The 21590-nt window shown below is 47.2% G+C and carries 20 protein-coding genes; 1 reads left to right on the forward strand and 19 read right to left on the reverse strand.

From position 1 onward, the window contains the following. Positions 1-32: 32 nt before the first annotated feature. The 7 genes from BLU30_RS10845 to BLU30_RS10875 form a co-directional block, all read right to left on the reverse strand. Entirely contained in the window at positions 33-1385 is a 1353-nt protein-coding gene (locus tag BLU30_RS10845; RefSeq protein WP_090246314.1) for a sodium-dependent transporter, read from the reverse strand. A 115-nt stretch (positions 1386-1500) separates the two neighbouring features. Next, positions 1501-1893, reverse strand: a complete 393-nt coding sequence (locus tag BLU30_RS10850) for a PaaI family thioesterase (protein ID WP_090246316.1) — start codon at positions 1891-1893, stop codon at positions 1501-1503. 1 nt (position 1894) lies between these two features. Next, complete coding sequence (locus BLU30_RS10855) at positions 1895-2524, reverse strand: ABC transporter ATP-binding protein (RefSeq protein ID WP_090246317.1); 630 nt, start codon at positions 2522-2524, stop codon at positions 1895-1897. Further along, complete coding sequence (locus BLU30_RS10860) at positions 2525-3292, reverse strand: ABC transporter permease (RefSeq protein ID WP_090246319.1); 768 nt, start codon at positions 3290-3292, stop codon at positions 2525-2527. Further along, positions 3264-4238 (reverse strand): ABC transporter substrate-binding protein, encoded by a 975-nt coding sequence (locus BLU30_RS10865; protein WP_090246320.1) that lies wholly within the window; start codon positions 4236-4238, stop codon positions 3264-3266. The genes BLU30_RS10860 and BLU30_RS10865 overlap by 29 nt, the downstream gene beginning before the upstream one ends. Before the next feature lie 147 nt (positions 4239-4385). After that, positions 4386-6791, reverse strand: coding sequence for an endopeptidase La (gene lon, locus BLU30_RS10870; RefSeq protein WP_090246322.1), 2406 nt, complete (start codon positions 6789-6791; stop codon positions 4386-4388). Further along, positions 6788-7228, reverse strand: coding sequence for a MarR family winged helix-turn-helix transcriptional regulator (locus BLU30_RS10875; protein ID WP_090246323.1), 441 nt, complete (start codon positions 7226-7228; stop codon positions 6788-6790). Before BLU30_RS10875 ends, lon begins: the two co-directional genes overlap by 4 nt. A gap of 204 nt (positions 7229-7432) precedes the next feature. Between BLU30_RS10875 and BLU30_RS10880 the strand changes: the two genes are divergently transcribed. Further along, positions 7433-9352 (forward strand): bifunctional metallophosphatase/5'-nucleotidase, encoded by a 1920-nt coding sequence (locus BLU30_RS10880; RefSeq protein ID WP_090246325.1) that lies wholly within the window; start codon positions 7433-7435, stop codon positions 9350-9352. A 76-nt stretch (positions 9353-9428) separates the two neighbouring features. On the opposite strand, the gene BLU30_RS10885 is transcribed toward BLU30_RS10880, so the two are convergent. From BLU30_RS10885 to BLU30_RS10940, 12 genes are all read right to left on the reverse strand, one after another. Next, positions 9429-11177 carry an NADH-dependent [FeFe] hydrogenase, group A6 gene (locus BLU30_RS10885; RefSeq protein ID WP_090246326.1) on the reverse strand — a complete coding sequence of 583 codons (1749 nt, stop codon included), beginning with the start codon at positions 11175-11177 and terminating at the stop codon, positions 9429-9431. Between the two features lie 14 nt (positions 11178-11191). Beyond that, positions 11192-12991, reverse strand: coding sequence for an NADH-quinone oxidoreductase subunit NuoF (gene nuoF, locus BLU30_RS10890; protein WP_090246328.1), 1800 nt, complete (start codon positions 12989-12991; stop codon positions 11192-11194). Positions 12992-13002: 11 nt separating this feature from the next. Next, entirely contained in the window at positions 13003-13401 is a 399-nt protein-coding gene (locus tag BLU30_RS10895; protein ID WP_090246330.1) for a (2Fe-2S) ferredoxin domain-containing protein, read from the reverse strand. A 1-nt stretch (position 13402) separates the two neighbouring features. Next, the gene (locus tag BLU30_RS10900; protein ID WP_090246332.1) at positions 13403-13951 is read right to left on the reverse strand and encodes an ATP-binding protein; all 549 of its coding nucleotides are present in this window, start codon (positions 13949-13951) and stop codon (positions 13403-13405) included. A gap of 11 nt (positions 13952-13962) precedes the next feature. Beyond that, entirely contained in the window at positions 13963-14433 is a 471-nt protein-coding gene (locus BLU30_RS10905; protein WP_090246334.1) for an NADH-quinone oxidoreductase subunit NuoE family protein, read from the reverse strand. Between the two features lie 127 nt (positions 14434-14560). Then, positions 14561-15265 carry a PHP domain-containing protein gene (locus BLU30_RS10910; RefSeq protein ID WP_242873573.1) on the reverse strand — a complete coding sequence of 235 codons (705 nt, stop codon included), beginning with the start codon at positions 15263-15265 and terminating at the stop codon, positions 14561-14563. A gap of 23 nt (positions 15266-15288) precedes the next feature. After that, positions 15289-15624, reverse strand: a complete 336-nt coding sequence (locus tag BLU30_RS10915) for an AraC family transcriptional regulator (protein ID WP_090246339.1) — start codon at positions 15622-15624, stop codon at positions 15289-15291. After that, the gene (locus BLU30_RS10920; RefSeq protein WP_090246340.1) at positions 15614-16972 is read right to left on the reverse strand and encodes a [Fe-Fe] hydrogenase large subunit C-terminal domain-containing protein; all 1359 of its coding nucleotides are present in this window, start codon (positions 16970-16972) and stop codon (positions 15614-15616) included. The genes BLU30_RS10915 and BLU30_RS10920 overlap by 11 nt, the downstream gene beginning before the upstream one ends. A gap of 18 nt (positions 16973-16990) precedes the next feature. Then, positions 16991-17407 carry an ATP-binding protein gene (locus tag BLU30_RS10925; RefSeq protein ID WP_090246342.1) on the reverse strand — a complete coding sequence of 139 codons (417 nt, stop codon included), beginning with the start codon at positions 17405-17407 and terminating at the stop codon, positions 16991-16993. Continuing rightward, positions 17397-17756 carry a hypothetical protein gene (locus BLU30_RS10930; protein WP_090246343.1) on the reverse strand — a complete coding sequence of 120 codons (360 nt, stop codon included), beginning with the start codon at positions 17754-17756 and terminating at the stop codon, positions 17397-17399. Before BLU30_RS10930 ends, BLU30_RS10925 begins: the two co-directional genes overlap by 11 nt. Before the next feature lie 17 nt (positions 17757-17773). After that, entirely contained in the window at positions 17774-20401 is a 2628-nt protein-coding gene (locus tag BLU30_RS10935) for an ATP-binding protein (RefSeq protein WP_090246345.1), read from the reverse strand. Further along, positions 20398-21489: a metallophosphoesterase family protein gene (locus BLU30_RS10940; RefSeq protein WP_090246346.1), complete on the reverse strand. Its 1092-nt coding sequence runs from the start codon at positions 21487-21489 to the stop codon at positions 20398-20400. The genes BLU30_RS10935 and BLU30_RS10940 overlap by 4 nt, the downstream gene beginning before the upstream one ends. Positions 21490-21590: the final 101 nt, after the last annotated feature.

Raw genomic sequence — 21590 nt, forward strand, 5'->3', positions numbered from 1 at the left:
AAAAAGAGACGGCTCATCGCCGTCTCTCACTGTTAATAAACAATAATACCCATTCCCTCTAAAATTGAGCTAATTAAAATAGCAACAATACAGATGGGGGCAATATATTTAATCATCACCACAAACATCTTCTTCCGTTTAAAACCTGAGCCGCCATCAATTTCATCCACAATAACTTTTGTATCGATGAGATGCCCAACAAAAATACAGGTCAGAATGGCCCCCACAGGCATTAGCACGGAATTGGTAATAAAATCAAAGAAGTCAAAGAAGCCCATCCCAAGGAGGGTTACATTACTCCACAGACCAAAGCTTAAAGAGGAGGGAATTCCCAGGACAATCGCCATTCCCGAAACAATCAGCACCGCTTTATTTCGGCTCCATCCAAAGCCATCGCGAACCGAGGCAACCACAGCCTCCAGCAAAGAAATTGAAGAGGTCAGTGCGGCAAAGAGGACCAGCACAAAGAACAGTGCCCCCATTAGAGATCCCATTCCCATACTTTCAAATACCTTAGGCAATGTAACAAACATCAGCCCCGCCCCTTTATTCAGCGCATCTGGATTTCCCCCAGAAAAGGCAAAGACTGCCGGAATAACCATAAAGCCGGCTAAAAAGGCAATCCCGAAGTCAAAGAGCTCTACCTGTTTAACCGCACTTTCCATGGGATCATCCTTCTTCATGTACGATCCGTAGGTAATCATAATCCCCATGGCCAGGGATAGGGAGTAGAACATCTGTCCCATAGCACCTAGAACGCCTTGAAAGCTGAAATTCTGCATATTTGGACAGAGATAATATTTTACCCCTTCCCAAGCGCCAGGCTGACACACTGAGTAAACTGCAATGATTACAGAGAGTACAATAAGAATTGGCATCAGGATCTTACTGGTCTTTTCAATCCCCTCTTTTACTCCCCGAACAACAATGACTGCCGTAATCACCACAAATAGAATTTGAAGTAAAATCGGCATAATCGGCTGGGCAATATAGCTGGAAAAATAATCATCTGCCGCAGTCAGCGGGCCTGCCCCCATTACAAAATCAGCCGTATACTTAATAACCCATCCGCCAATGACACTATAGTAGGGAAAAATCAAAAATGCAACCAGCATTCCGATGATCCCAATAATATTCCATCCAGGCTTAAGGGCGCCATATGCCTTCGATGGGCTCAACCGGGTGTGGCGTCCAATGGCCAGTTCTGCCGCCATAATGGTAAAACCCAGGGTTACCACAAATAAAATATAAAAAAGCAAAAAAATACCGCCGCCATATTTTGCAGCCAAATAGGGAAAGCGCCAAATATTCCCCAGTCCCACAGACGACCCAGCTGCCGCCATGATAAATCCGAGCTTACTCGAAAAAGAACTCCGTTTTTCCATAAAAAATAACTCCCTCAAAAATTTATCTGTAATCTGTCTTCTTACAGCAGACACCAATTTGAGAGTATAACACAACTGACCCGTTTAATCCAGAAAAAATTTTTAGAAACCGCTTTTAAAGCCGCATCCCGGAAATAATGGCCACCGCAACGTTAGTACCTAAATCGTCTGTTATGGCCACACGATAGGTACACATCCGACGGCCCGCTTTTTCGCAAAAGGTTTCTGCGTAGAGGGCCGTCCCTTTTACCGCATTTAAAAAGCTCATGTGGCTATCCACCGTAACAGTATGGGTGCTCCCTGTATTGGAGGCCACCGCAAAGGCAAAGTCTGCCAGGGTAAAAACCGCACCACCCATGACGCCTCCATTGGCATTAAGATGGACCGGACGAAGGGTCATCCGACACTTCGCCCAACCCTCCTCCACCCCGATGATTTCCACCTGGGCCGCCTCTGTTGCAAAATGATCGCTTCCAAACCGTTCTCGTGTCTCTTCTAAAAGTCCCATTTTATGTCTCACTTTCTTTTATCCAATCCGCTTCATCACTTCCAATAACGGACAAATCAATTCGGTTTGTACACAGGCATTCCAGTTCTGCCGCATCATGGCTTACCAAAACCGTCGTGCGCCGGTCCCTTTGCCAAAGATTTAGAAAATCCTCCATGATTTGGCCCTTTAATGCCTGGTCCAGCCCTGTAAAGGGCTCGTCTAAAAGCAGGAGATCAGCGGATTTACAGAAAGCCCTGGCCAGGGCCACCCGCTTCTTCATCCCACCGCTTAAGGTATCTGGCCGCTTATCCCCTACATCTGATAAACCCACCATTTTAAGAATCCCCTCAATCCGGGAGTGTTCTTCGGAAGACTCCAGCACGAAGGCAATATTCTGGCGTATATCATACCATGGCAATAAGCGGTTTTCCTGAAAGACGCAGGCAATTCTGTTTTCCCCGGGCAGTCCCAATACTTCTCCGGAATCCGGAGTAATGAGATGGGCCAACAGCCGCAGCAGGGTTGTTTTTCCAACCCCAGAAGGCCCACAAATTCCAGTGACCGCCCCCTGGGGAAAAACAGCTGAAAAATGATTCAGCACCTGGTGACCATCATAGGCCACGTTAATATCCTTCAATTCAATATCCATTTACACCTCCCGTCCTCTAAGGACTAAGCGGACGCCACCTTCAATAGCAAAGCTGGCCGCCACGAGGACCAGGGTCCATGCAAAAAGTGTCGGAGTTTCCAAATAAATTTTTGAATAATACAGCTCTATTCCCACCGAAGGCAGGGCATTAGCCAGCACCTCTGCCGTAACCGTCGCCTTCCATCCCATACCGATGGCATTCATCACCGCTGCCCGAAGATAAGGATGGACCGAGGGGAGATAAATTCCCCTCACCACCCGGGATGTTGATACCCCGAAGACCTGGGCCATCTCCAAAAGCTTAAGGTCCGTATTCCAGATCCCCTCAACAACATTCGTCCACACAATGGGAAAGCACACCATAAAAGAGACAACCAGGGGGACCCACCCCGATTTAACCCAGAGATTAATGAGGATAATCACCGAAACGATGGGAAGGGTCCGAAGAATGGTGGCTACGGGCTTCACTAAACAGTACACACCCTGCCAAAGCCCACAGATAACCCCCAAAACATAGCCCACCAATATCGAAATGGCGATGCCACCAAAGACCCGCAAAAGAGTCCATCCCACATCCCACCAAAATTTCTGTTCCAAAACGATGGTCCTCAGGGCCTGAAGGGTAGATATCGGGGTGGGAAGAATCAAATCGCTCCCCACCACCATGGAACCCCATTGCCAAAGAACTATCCAAAAAAGCACTGCCAAAGCACGAAGCCATGGCAGTGTTTTTTTCTGTTTAGTAGCTGATACTGTAAAACGCTTCATCCGGCACCTTCCCGCCGATGGATTTTGCATCATAGGAAGCTAAAGCCTGGTAGTAGGTTTGCAGATCTTCCTTGGCATCCCCTGGCGCAATGAGTGTAATGGCACAATTGGGTATGGCCTTTTGTGCTAAAGCTGCACTTTCCATAATGCCCGCATCCACCACCAATTGTCCAGCCTTTTCATCGGCAGTGTTAATGGTGTCCACGGATTTCTGATAGGCTTCCATGAATTGCTTAAACACCTTCTGATTCTTCTCGGCCCATTCCTTGTTGACCACGATACAGCCCATTTCTAACTTACTCCCCGTGGCATCCTCCCAGGCCTTGGTTAAATCCAGGGCATTTGCCAGCTTGGCATTTTTTGCTAAAGTCGCTGTGGCAAAGGGCTGGGGCAGCATTGCAATGGTCGCTTCTCCATTTGCCAGCTTAGCCGCCGCTTCTGCATGCTCACCCAACCACTCAATGGTAACATCCTGACCTGGGGTCAAGCCATTTTTAGTCAACAAATAATTCAGAACATACTCCGGTGTCGATCCCTGTCCGGTAGCTACGCTGGTTTTGCCCTTCAAATCCGCTATACTCCCAATGCCTTCTCCCTTGTCTGCCAGAATAGACAGGGTACCCAGGGTATTGACGGCACCTAATACAATGGAGCCCTCTGTTTTATTATAAATGGTTGCTGCAGCGTTGGTGGGCACCGATGCAATCTGATAATCCCCATTGATGACACTGGCTACCACCTGGTCCGGAGCCGTGGACACCGTAAATTCTGCGGTGACCTTATCTCCTAGGTTCACCCCTTCCACAATCATCTGTGACATGCCGATTCCTGTGGGGCCAGACAGTGCCGCAATCTTAACGGTCTGGGGCTCTGACGCAGCCGAACACCCTGCAAATACCAGTACAGCCAAAGCCAGGGTGCAAATCGCCGATATTACCTTCTTCATTATAAAATCTCCTTTCCTTCCAGGTCAGTTCGCCTTTCCTGTGAGGTTTTTTTCTATTATATCACAGGACCCGAAGAAAGGTAACTCCCAAAGGTGCCCCAGGGCGAAAAAAACCACTACCCTGAAACAGCGTAGTGGCTCCAAATTTTAAAGAATAACCGATGCGTAATCGTCTTTCTCGACCTTCGGCTTATTGAAGGTGAGGTCAAAGCTGATATCGTACTGGGGAAACTCAATGCCCAAGGCGGTTTTGAGCACATCCTCCACCGTCTGCGCAAAGACAAATTCCAGATCATTTCGGACCTCTTCTGGAATATCCTCAAGGTCCCGTTTGTTTTCCAGGGGCAACATAACCCGTTTAATACCACTTCTATGGGCCGCAATCACCTTTTCCCGAATCCCACCCACAGGAAGGACCTGGCCGGTTAAGGTAATCTCCCCGGTCATGGACAGTTTGCTGTCCACAGGAATCCCCGTTACCAGAGAAGCCAATGCCGTAGTCATAGTCACACCAGCACTGGGGCCATCCTTTGGAGTCGCCCCCGCAGGGACATGGATATGGGTATCGTAGGAAAAGAAATCAAACCCCCGTTTCTTTTCGCCCAGGCGTGAGCGAATGAGGCTCATGGCAATGGTCGCACTTTCTTTCATAACATCCCCCAACTGGCCGGTGAGGGTCACTTTACCATTTCCGGGCATCAGAGTCGCCTCGGTAAAGAGGATTTCACCCCCGACGGATGTCCAGGCCATTCCTGTGACCACTCCAGGGGCATTCTCTTCCCCGGCTCGTTCGTGCCTTCTCGTTTTGTTTCCCAAATAATCGTGGAGGTTTTCCGGGGTGATTGTCACCTGATCCAGCTTCCCGGTAACAATACGTTCCGTGGTCGCCCGGGCAATCTTAGCCAGTTGCTTTGTCAGACCCCGGACACCGGACTCAGCAGTAAAATCCTCAATGGTCTGCATCATGGCTTCTTCATTGACAGATAATTGCTCTGGTGTCAGTCCATGGTCCGTTAAAACCCTGGGCAGCAGGTGATCGACGGCAATATGGTATTTTTCCTGATTAGTGTAAGAGGACAGCTCGATAATCTCTGCCCGGTCCAAAAGGGGTGTGGGAATGGTGCTTAAATCATTGGCTGTCGCAATGAAAAATACATCAGACAAATCGTAGGGCACCTCCAGATAATGATCGGCAAAGGTGTTGTTCTGTTCAGGATCCAATACTTCCAAAAGGGCCGCCGATGGATCACCTTGGTTGCCGATGCCCAGCTTATCAATTTCATCCAGAATAAAAACCGGATTCATGGTCCCGCAACCAGCGATGCCTTTGATAATTCGACCTGCCATTGCTCCAATATAGGTCCGGCGATGCCCACGAATTTCAGATTCATCCCGGACGCCGCCAAGGCTGGCTCGGATATACTCCCGATCCAGGGCCTCTGCAATGCTCTTACCCAGACTGGTTTTACCGGTACCCGGAGGACCCACTAGAAGGACGATGGAGCCTTGTTTATCTTTTTTAAGCTTCATGACCGCTAAATGCTCGATAATTCGCTTTTTAACCTCATCGATGCCATAATGGTGGGCATCCAGGACTTCCCGGGCCTTTTCAATGTCAATTTCTTTGATTTCAGAATGCCAGGGCATCTCTAAAAGCAAATCCAAATAATTCATGATGACATTGACCTCGGCACTTCCCGGGGGAGAGGATTCCAGCTTTTTAAGCTCCTTCAGGGCAACCTTCCGGACATTTTCGGGCATATCAGAGCCATCAATCCGCTTTCGGTAATCCTCATCCTCTTCGTAGGGGCCGCCCATATCCTCAGCGCCCATTTCCCCCAGTTCAATCTGGATATTCTTCATCTGTTCCCGAAGCATGGCTTCCCGGTAAGCACGGTCCTTATTCTTGGCGTATTTCTTACTAATTTCCAGCTGCAGATGCACAGAGTCCTTTTCTTTAATGACAAAGTCAATGAAGCGCAGAGCCCGATCCCGCTGGGAATCCAGCTCCAGCAGCTCCTGCTTCTGGGCAATGGGGATCCCCATCATCGGCACCGTATAACCAATGAGCTGCTGGACCGATTCCACCTCAGAAAGAAGCTTCAGGAAATAATCTGCTCCCCTGAAATTCCGACCGATATCTCCCATAAGATGCTTAATGTAGGCGGTCATTTCCTTCTCTTCCTCAACGGTTAGATCCGGGAAATCCGGCTGCTCCACATAATCCGCCGTTAAGCCAGACTCAGTATGATCAATATGGATGACATGCCCCCTTCTCAGGGTATTGATTTCAATGATGTACCCATTTTCAGATTTCTCAATATTATCGAAGCGCAGAAGTACCCCCACGCGGTGGAAATCCTCATCCGTTAACAAATCATAATCGTTATATCGCCGGGTTGTCACACCCATAGCCAAAGTATTCTGATCTAATATATATTTTTTAATATTGTTGCCAATGACATCATTGACAAAGATCCGGTTTTGTATCCCCGGGAAAATCACCGTTTCAGTGATGGGGATGACCGGAGCATTCTTTAATTCCATCGTCATTTTTCCACCTCCGTGTAAATCGATAGTTTGTTGAGCAGTCCAATCAGCTGTTTAACTTCTTCTTCGGTCAAGCTGTTTTCAATATGCTCCACCAGCCGCAGATACTGCATTTCCTCTGCCCGGGCAATGCGCTTGCCCTTCGGCGTTAATCGAATGTAACAGACCCGACGGTCCGTATCCGACCGCTGCTTTACCACGCAATCCCAAGAAATAAATTTGTTGACCATCTCCGTTACTGTCGGCTTGGAATTATCCGTATATTGGGCCAAATCACTACAGGTCAAAGCATCGTACCCGTCAATAATGCGTAAGTAATACACCTGTCGCGGCGTTAAATCGCCCTCCTTATATTCAGGTAAGGTGGCATTTGCACATTGATTTTCCAATTCAAGCAGCTTGAGATATGCTCTAAAGAGTTCTTGTTTTCTACATGACATCGCTCTATCCTCAAATTAATTAGTTAGTATTTCCCTAACTTAATAGGAGTATACCAATGGATTTTTTTCTTGTCAAGTTTTTCACGATGTTTTTTACATTTGTTAAGCTTTCTAAAGGAAGGTGCTCCGACGTTTTTCTAAAATTTTTACATCCCTTCTGTTTTCTGATATAATATTAATAATAAAAAAACTAAGGAGAACCCCATGAAACGACGCTGGCCTATTTTTCTTCTGACCATTCTTTTGCTGTTCTTTTCTGTGCCCACCGCCGCTTACGCAGAGGATAGCAATCAGGACATCCGTGTCTTATTCACCCACGATCTACATTCCAACATCCTCCCCTATGAAACGCTGGATAACCAGAGTAATGTAACCACTATGGGGGGATACGCCCGCCTGGCAACGCTGATCAAACAAAACCGCAACGACAGTACCCTCCTGGTGGATGCCGGAGACTATTCCATGGGTACACTGTTCAACAGCCTTTACCGTACTCAAGCCCCAGACCTTACCCTTCTGGGCCAGTTGGGCTACGATGCCACTACCCTGGGAAACCACGAATTCGATTACGGCACAGAGGCTCTAAAATCCGATTTATTGGCTGCTGCTAAATCCAATCCCCACCCCACCCTCCTGGCTTCCAATCTGGTGTTTGGGGAAGACGACGACTCAAAATCGATCCAGCAGGCCTTTGAAACCTACGGCAGTCTGAAAACAAAGATCATCACAAAAAATGGTATAAAGATTGGTGTATTTGGCTTAATGGGTAAAGATGCCCAATCCTTTACCGCTGACTACGCTCCCTTATCCTTTGCTGATGTTACCGATACAGCAAAATCTTGTGTGGAGGATCTCAAATCCCAGGGTGCCCAGATCATTATCTGTCTTTCCCACAGCGGAACAGAAGAAGACATTAAAAATTCTGAGGATCAGCAATTAGCCAAGGCCGTCCCCGATATTGACGTCATCGTCAGTGGGCATACCCATACCACGCTGGAATCCCCCATTACCGAAGGCAGCACCACCATTGTCAGTGCAGGCTGGCGGGGGCAGAACCTCGGGGTTTTGGATTTAACCCTCAAAGCCGATGGCAGTACCACAGTAAAGGATTATGCTCTAAAGGCCAGCACCAACAGCATTCCCCAGGATGAAGCCATCAAAAAATTTGCAGAAACCTACAAGGCCAGTGTCCAAACCAATTTTCTGACACCCCTTGGCATGCAGTACGATGGTGTCCTGGCTATATCGAATATTAATTTCGACCGCAGTGAGGATGCACTGCAAAATTTTGGAAATAACAATATTGGAGATATTGTCACCGATTCCCAACTTTATTATGCCAAACAAAATGGGATAGATGCCACCATTGCGGTTACCTGCGCCGGACTCATTCGAGACACCATTTATAAGGGGGATTTAACCACCTCACAGGTCTTTAACATCCAGTCCCTGGGTGAAAGCGCCGATGGCAGCATGGGCTATCCTCTGGTTGATTTTTATCTCTATGGATCAGAAATCAAAACCCTCTGTCAATTGGATCCAGCCTTTTCCAAAATGATTCCGGACATTCAGCTTTCCCTTTCAGGATTGCGCTATACTTATAATGATAGCCGTCTCCCCATGGATAAGGTGATTTCCGTGGATGTCCAGGATAGTCAAGGAAACTGGTCCCCCATTGTGGATGATAAGCTCTACCATATGACCTGCAGTAAATACCTGGCCGATATGACCGGACTGGTTACGGACATGACCAAGGGCCTTGTCACACTGACCCCAAGGGATGCCAATGGAAACACTAATACGGATACAGCAGCCTTTATAAGTAAAACGAAAGAGGGCAAAGATGCCAAGGCCTGGATTGCCCTGGCAAGTTATGCAGGCTCCTTTGCTAAAAATGAATCTGGCATCAGCGTTATTCCAGCCCAGTATAACAATGCCCGGGATACCAAAACGGCAGTTTCCAATTCCATGACGACATTTTTTGAAAATCCGTCTATTTATGCTCTGGCCCTCTATGGCATCATTTTGGGGATTGTCCTCATTGTGATCGTCATTATCCTCGTAATCCGTCACCACAAAAAGGGCGGTCGCCGGAATAAAAAACGTTTGAGCGATAAGCTATAAATACAAAAATAGCAAGGCACCAGATGATGGTCTGCCTTGCTATTTTTTCGTTACTTACTCTTCATCCTTCTTTTGATTATTTGATACGCGGTTTTGCACTATAGCTGGTGTGAAGGAGTTTATGCGACTTATGCCCACCGGGTTCACCCAGGTATTCTTCGTACAATTTTATAATCGCTGGATTCTGGTGAGATTTCCGATAGGTTTTGGCTTCGTCCTCATTGTACAATGCCTTGGCTCGTTCCACACGGATATCCTTTTCCATACGGACCTTGGAGGATACAATGGGCTGTCCCCCACCGTTGACACAACCCCCGGGGCATCCCATGAATTCGATAAAATGATAATCATCAAATTCGCCGCGCTTTAAGGCATCCATCACCTGACGGATATTAGCACCACCATGGGCAACCGCGATTTTCACCGTTAAATCCGGAGTAACCGCCACATCGGCTGTTTTAACGCCCTCAACGCCGCGTACAGCTTCGTAGTCTATTTCCTGGATATCTTTATCATTTAAGATATCCGCAACCGTTCGAACAGCAGCTTCCATTACACCGCCAGTAGCGCCAAAGATAACGGCAGCACCAGTGTATTCACCGTAGTATGGATCAAAGTCTTCATCGGGAAGGGCCAGGAAGTCAATTCGAGCTTCCTTAATCATCCGGGCCAGCTCCCTGGTTGTAATGGAAATATCCACATCCTGGCGACCGTCAACACTTAGCTCTTCCCGTTGGGATTCAAACTTTTTAGCGGTACAAGGCATCACAGACACAACGACGATATCGTCTGGATTAATGCCATTCATTTCAGCGAAATGGCTTTTGACAAGAGCCCCCGTCATATTCTGGGGAGATTTACAGCTGGATAAATGGTCGAGCATTTCGGGATAGTAGGTTTCAATCAGCTTGATCCATCCCGGTGAACAGGAGGTAATCATGGGCAGCACGCCCCCCTTGGTCACACGGTTGATTAACTCGGTGCCTTCCTCCATAATGGTGACATCCGCTCCAAAATCCGTATCAAAGATATGGTCAAAGCCGAGGCGACGCAAAGAGGCTGCCAGCTTACCCGTTACATTTGTCCCCATGGGTAGTCCAAACTCCTCACCCAAAGCTGCACGGACGGCTGGTGCCGATTCTACGACCACGATTTTCTGTGGATCTTCAATGGCATCCCATACCTTTTGGATATCACTTTTTTCCTTCAGGGCTCCCACTGGGCAATTAACAATACATTGGCCACAGTTTATACAGCCAACTTCAGCAATGGATTTATCAAACACTGGGCGAATATGGGTATTAAACCCACGGCCAGCAGGTCCTAAAACACCAACACCCTGAATGCTGCGGCACACCGCCACACAGCGCTTGCATAAAATACACTTGGTTTCATCCCGAACGATGGAAGTTGATAAATCGTCAATCCACTCTCCGGATTTTTCTCCCTCAAAGGGAATACTGGTGACACCCAAGTCTACGGAAAGCTTTTGGAGTTCACAGTTTTCACTGCGGACACAGCTGGTGCATTCCCGGTTATGGTTGGATAAAATAAGTTCCAGATTAACCCGGCGGGCTTTTCGAACCTTTTCTGTATTGGTCAGAACTTCAATTCCTTCGGCAACGGGGTAGACACAGGAAGCCTGGAGGGCCCGGGCCCCTTTAATTTCCACCAGACACATCCGGCAAGCCCCGATTTCATTGACATCCTTCAGGTAGCATAAAGTCGGAATATCGATGCCCTGCATTTTCGCCGCTTCAAGCACCGTGGTCCCTTCCGGGACAGTGACGTCGCGACCATTAATTTTAAATGTTACATCTTTCATTTCCACAACCTCCTTTATGCTTTCGTAATGGCGCCGAAGGGACAAGCCTCGATACAGGTCCCACATTTAATACAGGCTGTTATATCAATACTATGGGGCTTTTTCTTTTCGCCAGTGATGCAACTTGCCGGACATTTCTTCGCACAAATGCCACAGCCCTTACATTTATCTTCGATAATCGTGTAGTTAAGGAGCTTTTTACACACACCTGCCGGACAGCGTTTTTCCTTAATATGCGCTTCGTATTCGTCGCGGAAATATTTGATGGTTGATAAAACAGGATTCGGAGCGGTCTGGCCCAGGCCACATAATGCGGAAGCTTTAATGCCTTCTGCCAGCTCTTCCAGACGTTCGATATCACCTTCCTGGCCTTCCCCATTACAAATGCGTTCAAGGATTTCCAGCATCCGCTTGGTTCCAATACGGCAGGGTGGACATTTCCCACAGGATTCGTCCTGGGTAAAATCCAGGAAGAAACGGGCTACATCGACCATACAGTTATCCTCATCCATAACGATCAGTCCCCCGGAGCCCATCATCGAACCGATGGCAATGAGGTTGTCATAATCAATGGGGGTATCCAGCTTGGATACCGGGATACAGCCACCAGAGGGGCCACCGGTCTGCGCCGCCTTAAAGGCCTTGCCGTTGGGGATGCCTCCACCGATTTCATAAATGATTTCCCGCATGGTAGTCCCCATGGGAATTTCCAAAAGACCCGTATTATTAATCTTACCACCCAAGGCAAAAACCTTGGTTCCCTTAGATTTTTCAGTCCCTAAAGAAGCAAACCACTCGGCACCCTCGTTGATAATCGTCGGGATATTCGCATAGGTCTCTACATTATTGAGCACTGTGGGACGTTCAAAAAGGCCCTTATTCGCTGGGAATGGTGGGCGGGGACGCGGTTCGCCACGCTTCCCTTCAACCGAATTCATCAATGCCGTTTCTTCACCACAGACAAAGGCACCAGCCCCTAAACGGATATCTAAATCAAAGGAAAAATCGGTATCGAAAATATTTTCCCCAAGGAGACCATAATCCCTTGCCTGATCAATGGCAATCTGCAGCCGTTTAACAGCAATAGGGTATTCTGCCCGGACATAAACATAGCCCATCTGTGCCCCGATGGCGTAGCCTGCGATGGCCATGGCTTCAATGAGGCGATGGGGGTCTCCCTCGAGGATTGAACGGTCCATAAAGGCTCCGGGATCCCCTTCATCAGCATTACAAGCCACGTATTTCACACCATCTGGTGATTCAGCATTTTTGGCGAATTGCCATTTGAGGCCCGTGGGGAATCCACCACCACCTCGACCACGTAACCCTGAATCTTTAATACAATCAATAACCCCTTGTGGTGTCATCTTAAGCAGGGCTTTTTCCAACGCCGTATAGCCATCAAAGGCAACATATTCATCAATATCTTCAGGATTAATCACCCCACAATTGGCCAGGGCAACACGCATCTGCTTTTTATAAAAGCCCAGCTCATTAATGGAGCGTGCGTGGCGGCCATCTGTTGATTCAGTATACTCCAGGCGTTCCAAGGGCCGCCCTTTAACCAGATGCTCTTCAACAAGCTCTGCAATATCACTCACTTCTACCCGGCTGTAAAAAGTACCTTCCGGGTAAATAATGACCACTGGGCCCAGCTCACACAGACCAAAGCACCCAGTCACTGTAATATCAACTTCATCCAACAAATCATGTTTCTTTAATTCCTTTTCAAATTCCTTGGTCAGTAATGCAGAACCAGATGAAGTACAGCCAGTTCCACCACAAAGTAGAATTTGAGAACGTTTATATGCCATTGAGCTCCTCCTTAGGCCTTTGCGACGGGATCGATGACCTTCCCATCAACCACAGTCATGGTGTACTTTTCAACAACTTCCCCGTTTTTAAGATGTTTTTCTACAATCTCAGCAACCTTTTCAGGACTCATCTTAACATAGGTGGTCTTTTCCCCTTGGGGATCAAATACTTCCACAATAGGCTCTAAACGGCACACACCGATGCAGCCCGTTTGAGCGATGGTTACCTCACTCAGTCCTTCTGATTCTACAGCCTCCATCAGTTTAACCATAACCGGACGGGCTCCGGCAGCAATACCACAGGTAGCCATACCAACGACCACACGATAGCCGTTTCGGCCCTTTCGTAAATTAATTTCTTCGAGTTTTTTGCTTCTGATTGCTTTAAGCTCTTCTAGCGACTTTTTCATATTACTCCTCCATGATTTCCTCAAGTTCCTCGGCAACGTATCCCCGTATCCAGCCCAGCACTTCAGGATCCGTCAGCAGGTCTTCTGCTTCCAGAATAGCCTTAATCTGACGCGTGTCGAATTCAAATGTTCTTCCATTATAATGATGACTATATAAAAGCTCTGCCTGGTTAAAGGATAAAAGCATGGTCACAACAGTATCCGCCATATTCCCCAGAGGGGCCCGGTCGATATGACTGCGTTTAAAAACAGCCTCTACCGTCGTCCCCACCCCTTCCTCTGAACGAATGGTAAACCATCCGTCACAACCTTCCGCCGCCGCTTTAAATAGGGGCAGGCCCAAGCCGACCTTTCGAGTCGTTCGGGAGGTAACAAAGGGATTGGTAATGTCTGCTAATCGATCCTTTGGTATGCCACATCCATCATCTGAAATGGTAATGGATAATAAATCCTCCAGGGTATCCTCCACAATACATAGCTCCACCAAAGTGGCCCCAGCGCGGATGGAATTCTGGGTAATATCCAATATGTGTAAGGACAATTCCTTCATTGGTCCTTATCCTAATACTTTGCCAGGATATCTTTCACCTCACCAGGCGTCAGACGACCATAAACCTCTTCATTAATCATCATAACGGGTGCGAGCCCACAGGCGCCTACACAGCGTGTCGCATCCACGGAGAATTTTCCATCTTCTGTCGTTTCTCCTACAGTCGTACCGAGAATCCCCACAACCTCGTCCAAAATATCCTGGGAGCCTCGAACGTAACATGCAGTTCCCAGACACACCCCCACTTTATACTGTCCTTTGGGCTTAAGCGTAAATTGGGAATAGAAGGTCGCCACACCATAAACCTCCGTTAATGGAACATCCAGCTCATCCGCAATAACTTCCTGCAGTTCCAGTGGCAGGTAGCCGTATTGTTCCTGGGTATCCTGAAGGATACGCATCAAACAACCAGGAACTTCCCGGTGTTTTTCGACGATGCCCTTGACAACATCAAGATTATCAGTTGATACATACTCAGCCAAAATTACTCCTCCTCTTTTTCTGCGCAATCAAAAGCAAGTGCACATTCTTTACTCTGCTTTAGTATAACACACTCCCAAAGCCATGATAACATAATTTTCTATATTTTCTTGACAAAATAGTATCAATTCAATGGACATTGGTACAATTTTGTCCCAATTTTTGCAGTATTGTTGATCGCCTTAAGTCCGGTAAATCTAAAAAATACTTCCGTTCAGCTATATCCTCCAGACAGTGGGCATCCGACCCCTGAATGAACTGATAGTCCCGAAAGAACCGAAACTTATTTTTAACGGATTCAATATCCCCCACAGCGGAAACCTCCAGGGTGCTCACTGGCAGCTCCGGAGGGATAAATCCCAGAGATGCCACAAGACTATAGGATTTTCGATCAATGTGTGCCGGTACCAAAATACCCCCAAGGGGGATGACCATCTCCATTAAGGCATTGACGCCGATGTCTGTGGCCGAAATCAAGAGTTTATCAAGATGACCGATCACCTCATCCTCTTCATTCAAAATTAACTGTGGGCCGAAAAAATCCGGTCGATTTGGAATATCCGGAAGGTGCTCATACAAAACAGCATCCAAGGCAAGGGCAGCCTCCAAGGTTTCAAAATACGCTAAAATATGGGCCTCTTCCTTAGTGGTCACCTCAATCCCTGGCAATACACAAAGACCTTCCCCTTTGGCCAGTGCCATGATGGCCGGTAAATTTCGGGCGGTGTTATGATCTGTCACTGCGATGACATCCAGTTCTTTTAAAAGGGCCATCCCAACAATATTATTGGGTGTCATGGCCTCATCCCCACAGGGCGATAGAATGGAATGCATGTGCAGATCCACAGCAGTAGCGGTCATTTTATGTCAAAGGATGCCAGCAGTGCACACACTTCAAAAGCATTCTTTTCCGTGGTAAAAAGCGGCACCCCTTCCTCCGTTGCCTTAGCTAAGGTATCCGCCTCAATCTCCGCCCCCTCCGGGATAATGACGCAAGCCATCTCTAAAAGGGTGGCCACTGCAATAATATTGAGATGGGTTTGGATGGTCACCCAGGCACACCCGTTATCTGCGTTTCCCATCACCCAGCTTAGCAAATCACCAACATAACCGCTTTCAATGACCTGCTCCGCAATACATTCTGGATTTGCCGGGATAAAACCGTCTAAATTCAATAGATCCTTAACCTTCATCGTTTTGTTCTCCTTCTCCATTTTTTTCCATGGGATGTCCCATCTGCAGCATTTCACTGGTCAGCTTTGACAGCTCCAAAACCCGATCCTTTAACACGAAAACACAATCAATTTCCCGGGCATGTCCCGTAACAATATCCTCTGCCAGTGCCCGGCAGCCCGGTGCCCCACAGGAGCCACAATCCAGACCCGGAAGACGTTGTTCCAAAATTTCGATTTGCTGCATCTTTTCCAATGATCTGGAAAAATCTTCATCCAATGGTTTGAATTCCCTGGACTGAAGAGGATGCTTTCGCCGCAGCCCATCAGCGATAAGGCCATCCTCCGTGGCACAACGGATTTTCGGGGTCGTTTCAAATTGTCCACCACTTTCACCCCGGGCCCGGACATCGATGACCATCCGGGCAACAAAATTATTTTCAACAGTCAAGCATCCGCCAACACATCCGCCAATGCAAGCCAACCCTTCAACAAATTCAATTTCCTCCAGATTACCATTCTCAATTTCCTCTAAAACTGCAATCACATTGGAAATCCCATGGACGTGGATACTCCGCCGCCCCCCTGCATAACGGCTTTCCCCACCAGAAAGAGCCCAACGATAGCCATCGGGGGTCGCTCTGTGAAGACCCGACTCTTCCTCCACTATCTTGAGCTGGGCCCGGAGGGGACCATAAATATCCTTTATGGCAATGGCGCCATTGATAATATCATAATTATCATCTTTATTTTCCTGATCCTTGACTTCAGTGGCCTTTGCTGCACACGGGGTAATAAAAAACACCCCCACATCCTCTGCTGGTAGGTTTTTTTCCGCCTCCAGACGTCTGCGCACCATGCGAGCGGTAACCCCCATGGGTGATTTGAGTGTAGTGATGTTTTTGGTTAGCTCTGGAAAACGGACCTGGATTAACTTAGAGACTGCGGGACAAGCAGAAGATATAATGGGTCGCGGACGCTCCCTATCTGCAAATTCTTCCCCTAATGCCGATCCAACCACCTCTGCACCATTGGCAACTTCGACCACTTCATCAAACCCCAGTGCTTTAAGAGCACTCAGGATGCGGTCAATGGAATATTTAAGTGGATATTGACCAATCAGTGTCGGTGCAACGATGGCAACCCGATAATCAAATTCATGAATACTGGCCAAGGTATCCGTCTTGGCTAATTTTGCCCGATGGGGACAAACGCGGATGCATTCCCCACAATCGATACATTTAGATTCAATAATCTTAGCTTTCCCCTCCCGAACACGGATTGCCCCAGTGGGGCAGCTCCGTAAACAGGTAGTGCAGCCAAGGCATTTATCCCGGTCTAAATAAACCGAATGAAAGATACTGCCCATTTCTACTCTCTTTTCCGGTCAGAGGTTGAATTTCATCCGAATCTTCGTACCTTCTCCGACCTTTGATTCTATATGGAAAGTGTCAGCGTTCTTCTCCATATTGGGAAGACCCATCCCTGCTCCAAAACCCATTTCCCGCACCGAATCGGTGGCGGTAGACCAGCCTTCCGTCATGGCTAAATCCAAGTTTGGGATACCTGGTCCAACATCCTCCAAAGCCAAAGTAACACAATTGCTTTCTACCATCAGCTTAATACACCCACCATCGGAATGGATCGCTAAGTTCATCTCCCCTTCGTAACCCGCGATGGCAATGCGCCTTATAATTTTATTATTAACACCGATCTGCATCAGGCTTTTTTTGATTTTTCGGGAGGCTTCTCCCGCCTTATCAAAATCACCCCGTTCGACATCGAACTCAAGGTTATAGCTCATTATTTGGTGTCGCTCCCTTCAAACCGTCGCTATACAGAATACCGCAGGATTCAAACAGTGGCAAATCGGTGGTCATGATAAGCATATCAATATCCCTGGCCATTTTTAAAATTGCCTCTCCTGGGACTTTGGAACGGACAAAAACCACACTGCGCATATTGGCGATATCAGCCGTATTGAGGACCTGCTTATTCACCAGACCCGTCAAAAGAAGGCCATCATCCTTAGCATAGCGCAGAACATCACTCATTAAATCACATCCACAGGCGACGTATACCTCTTCATCCAGATGTTCGCCACCAGTGAGAACGGCAGCATTCAGTAATTGCTTTACTTTCTCCAGTTTCATAGGGTTCTCCCAATTATTTAGATTCCAATACCAACGTAAGGATAGCCATTATCATCCATAATGTGTTTTTCATCAGCCGTACAGGTAAAGAGCAGGACTTGCGTATCTGGTGCCAGAGACGAAATGTATTTGACAGCCTCTGCCTTCCGTTTATCATCGTATTGTACAAAAGGGTCATCCAAAATAATCGGCATTGTTTTTCCCGCATCCACAATACCGGCAACCCCGAAACGCAGGGCTAAGTAAATTTGATCCATCGTTCCGCCACTTAACTGATCCATCGAAAGGAGTTCCCCGCTTTGGGGATCTACCACCCGAATCCGCAGCTGATCATCCACCCGGACCTCATGGTATTTCTGGGTGATGCTGTGGATGATACTGCCAATCTTCTGGTTAAGATTTGGGGCGTTGTCATAATGGGTGCTTTTGAAATAACTTTTAAAGAATTTCTCCGCCAAATCACAGGCACGGATTTCATCCTCATAAACACGAATTTCATTTTCAAGGGTTTCAATCCTTTCCCGAATTTCTACAGGATTCCCTACCCCATTCATCAATGAGGTGTTTTCTCCCTGAATCCGGGCAATTTCATGATTAAAAGCCTCAACTGCCTCCCGGGCACGAATTTCTTCTCCATGGCTTCCCGTCATTAATACGGGATCTTCTTCCAGGGTACTGGCCAGGATAAAATCATTCTGAGTCAACTCATCATACAGGCGGCGGTTGGCGGCCAGCTTTGCCCGAAGGGCTTCAGCTTCTACGCTTGATGCACAGGCACGGCCGTATTCTTCAATACTGCTGACCCCCCCCTGCTTCAATGCATCCTCAATAGCTGTACGATATTTATAGCGTTCGTCTTCTAAATCACACTTTTCGTGTTCCAATTCCTCCATGCGAACATTGAGCCGATCCCCCTCTAAAAGAAGCTTATTGTAACGTTCAAAGATTTCCCGGCACCGTAGGATGAAAGCCTCATAAGCCTCGGGATCTGCCATATTGTACTTATCCAATATTTCTTGGCCAGGAGCGACTGGCTCTTCCTGGGCATCGTCCAAAAAGCCTTCAGATCTGTTGTCATCAAAATAAAGATTTTCTTCGTCATCCTCATCCGATAGTATTGCCCATTGCTCTGCCGTGTTACCAGAAAAGCGGTCTGCGCCAAAGTCTTCTCCATCGTCCAGGTCATCAAAAAAGCCGGCATGCCCCTGATCTTCCCAGTCCTCATCCTCATCATCCCAGTCGTCATTGTAGGCAGAGTCCCCTGGAGATACCCCCCCATTTTTCAACTCTCGTTTTTGCAGTATCAGAATGCCAGCACAGCCTAACCCTGCCAAAAGTCCTATAAAACTCAAAATCACCTGTCCCGCATAGGGCAGTAAGCCCCCAGGATTAATGACCGAAAAGAGAAAGAAAAGTGCCCCTAGAACAATCCCGATAATAAGGGGCGCTGGGTCAAAACCAATAAAACTTACTGTATCCTCAAGCGTCCCCTTCTTTACCACCACTTGAGTTTCCTGCATTTCACCTGATATCTCCGGTAATTGCTCTGGAGTGTAGTGTTGGCTGACTGCCTGTCCATAGGCCAAATAATCTGCTTCAATTTGTTCCTGGGTAAATCCACCCAGGCTGTTTTCAAATCGGCGGCACCGGCTTGCGATATCCCTTCGCTCTTCATCAATCTGATCCATTTGACGCGTGAGTCGTGCGATTCGACTGCCAACGGCATCCAAGCTGCTCTGCATGACCTGGAGCTGACCGAAAACCCGATTATCGAGCCCTTCGGCGCTGCTTAATTCCTCAAGCTGTTTCTCTATGGCATCCCCTTCGGCTTTAATCGCTGCCAGCTTTTCCGCCATTGCGGCCTGTTCCTTGGCGTTTTGAGCCTCTGCTCGGCGTTTGTACTCATCACTTCGTCCCTGGGCTTGCTCAATTTTACGCTTGTACTGCTGAATGCGTTTTTGGTTCATTCGAATCTGCCCATAAACCGCTTCGCTTTCACTGAGGATTCCCTCAAGATTACGTTTCTCCCGGACCGTCATTCCATAATTGGATTTGCTTTTTCCAGTGGATCCAATGGCTTTCTTTTTACCCTCCAGATAGTCAAGCACTTTGTTAACGGAGAGTTCATCTCCCGTTTCTGTCGCCATATCCACTAAGCGATCATTGACCTCCCGGGCCAACTCCTCTTCAGACTTCGATGCCATTTGTTTGACATTGACCGTATTATTGTACATAACGGAGCTGAAGCCTCCAAAGCCCAGGGGCTGGTATTGACGGGTAACATTATCGTAAGGGTATGTTTCTGTGATATCCTCCCCTGTAACATTGTCAAAGAGACGGACACCATCTCTGGCCTTTAGGAAATCCCGTTCAATTCGAATATCTTGCCCATTATCATCTTCAAAAATCATGGTCCCAAAATAACGATCTCCCTGTCGGGGCTTAAAACGATAATAATCATCATTATAGGTTCTTTTTTTGCGATAGGGCTTATAAAAGCCAAAAAGCATGCCTTCAATAAAATGCTGAATCGTTGATTTTCCAGCCTCATTGCCGCCGTAAATCAGGTTGAAGCCATCAGAAATTTCAATGGTTTTGTTGTGGAATTTTCCAAAGGCGATGAGGTTAAGTGTTTTTATTTTCATTTGGTACCCCTTTCCTTCAGAACACCCTCCAAACCGTAATAAAGGGCTTTTTTTGCCACGGGATCATCCCCAAAGCGCCGCATTTCCTGGATAAAACGTCCAATAATATTATCCTTATTATCCTCGAGTATCCCGTCAATATCCAGATCGTATTCCAATTGACTTCCGTCTAATTCCAAATAATAAAAGTGGCTTTGAAGTTCATCGCTCAACCAACCCAGGGATAAGTCCGTATCGCAATAACCCACCAGGTTGATCCGGAAGAAATCCCGATGACGTTTTTGTTCTCCTGCAATATCGATGACTTTTTCCAGGATATCGTCCATGCTCAAATCAGGGGTGATTTCCACATCAGCAGTCACGTATTCCCGTTCCTGTATTTTTATAAACTGAGTATGACAACGGTGATTTTCAATTTGTCCGACAATCACCCCATGGTCCCCGGTTTCCCCAAAGTGAAGGGCTTCTGGGCTACCACAATAGCCCGCTCTTTTTGTGAGCATCTCATACTTGTGAAAATGCCCAAGGGCAACATAGTCGAAATAATCGTAATCTCCAATATTCAGTGGCATAAAGTCTGAGACACGACTATAGGCGTCCCCGTGGAGCATCATGATGTTATTGCGGTCTTCCTCCAGCTCCAGGTGTCCTTTAAAGGGGATATCAGAATAAGCATTTTTCACCCAGCTCAAACCAAAGACTTCTGTTTCCAAAGAAGGAAAATAAATAGACTCCATCCGACCACTATGTAGAATGTTGACATTGTCTGGCCAATCCACTAAGCCATATAGCGCAACACTGCTATAATAATCATGATTTCCAGCTAAAATAACCACCTTTGTCATGCTAAGCTTACTGAATTTATCCGCAGCCCGGTTAATTTCGCTCATCTCTATTTCATCGGAATCAAACAAATCTCCTGCAATAAGCAGTAAATCAATTTGATTCTTTTCAGCGGTGTTCAGAATCTTATCAAAGGTCCTCCAAAGATCTGTGCGCTTGTTGCTTCCAAACACGTCGCCATTACGCTTGAAGTGAAACTGGCGCCCCAAGTGCAGGTCGCCTGTATGTATAAATGATACTTTCATTCGAATGGTCTCCTCCATTGCACATAATTAGTATTATTATAGCACAGGAAATAGGGGATATAAAAGAAAACTTAAGGAGAAGTAAAGTAAAGAATCGCTTT

It is taken from the genome of Eubacterium barkeri (assembly GCF_900107125.1).
Lineage (GTDB): Bacteria > Bacillota > Clostridia > Eubacteriales > Eubacteriaceae > Eubacterium_O > Eubacterium_O barkeri.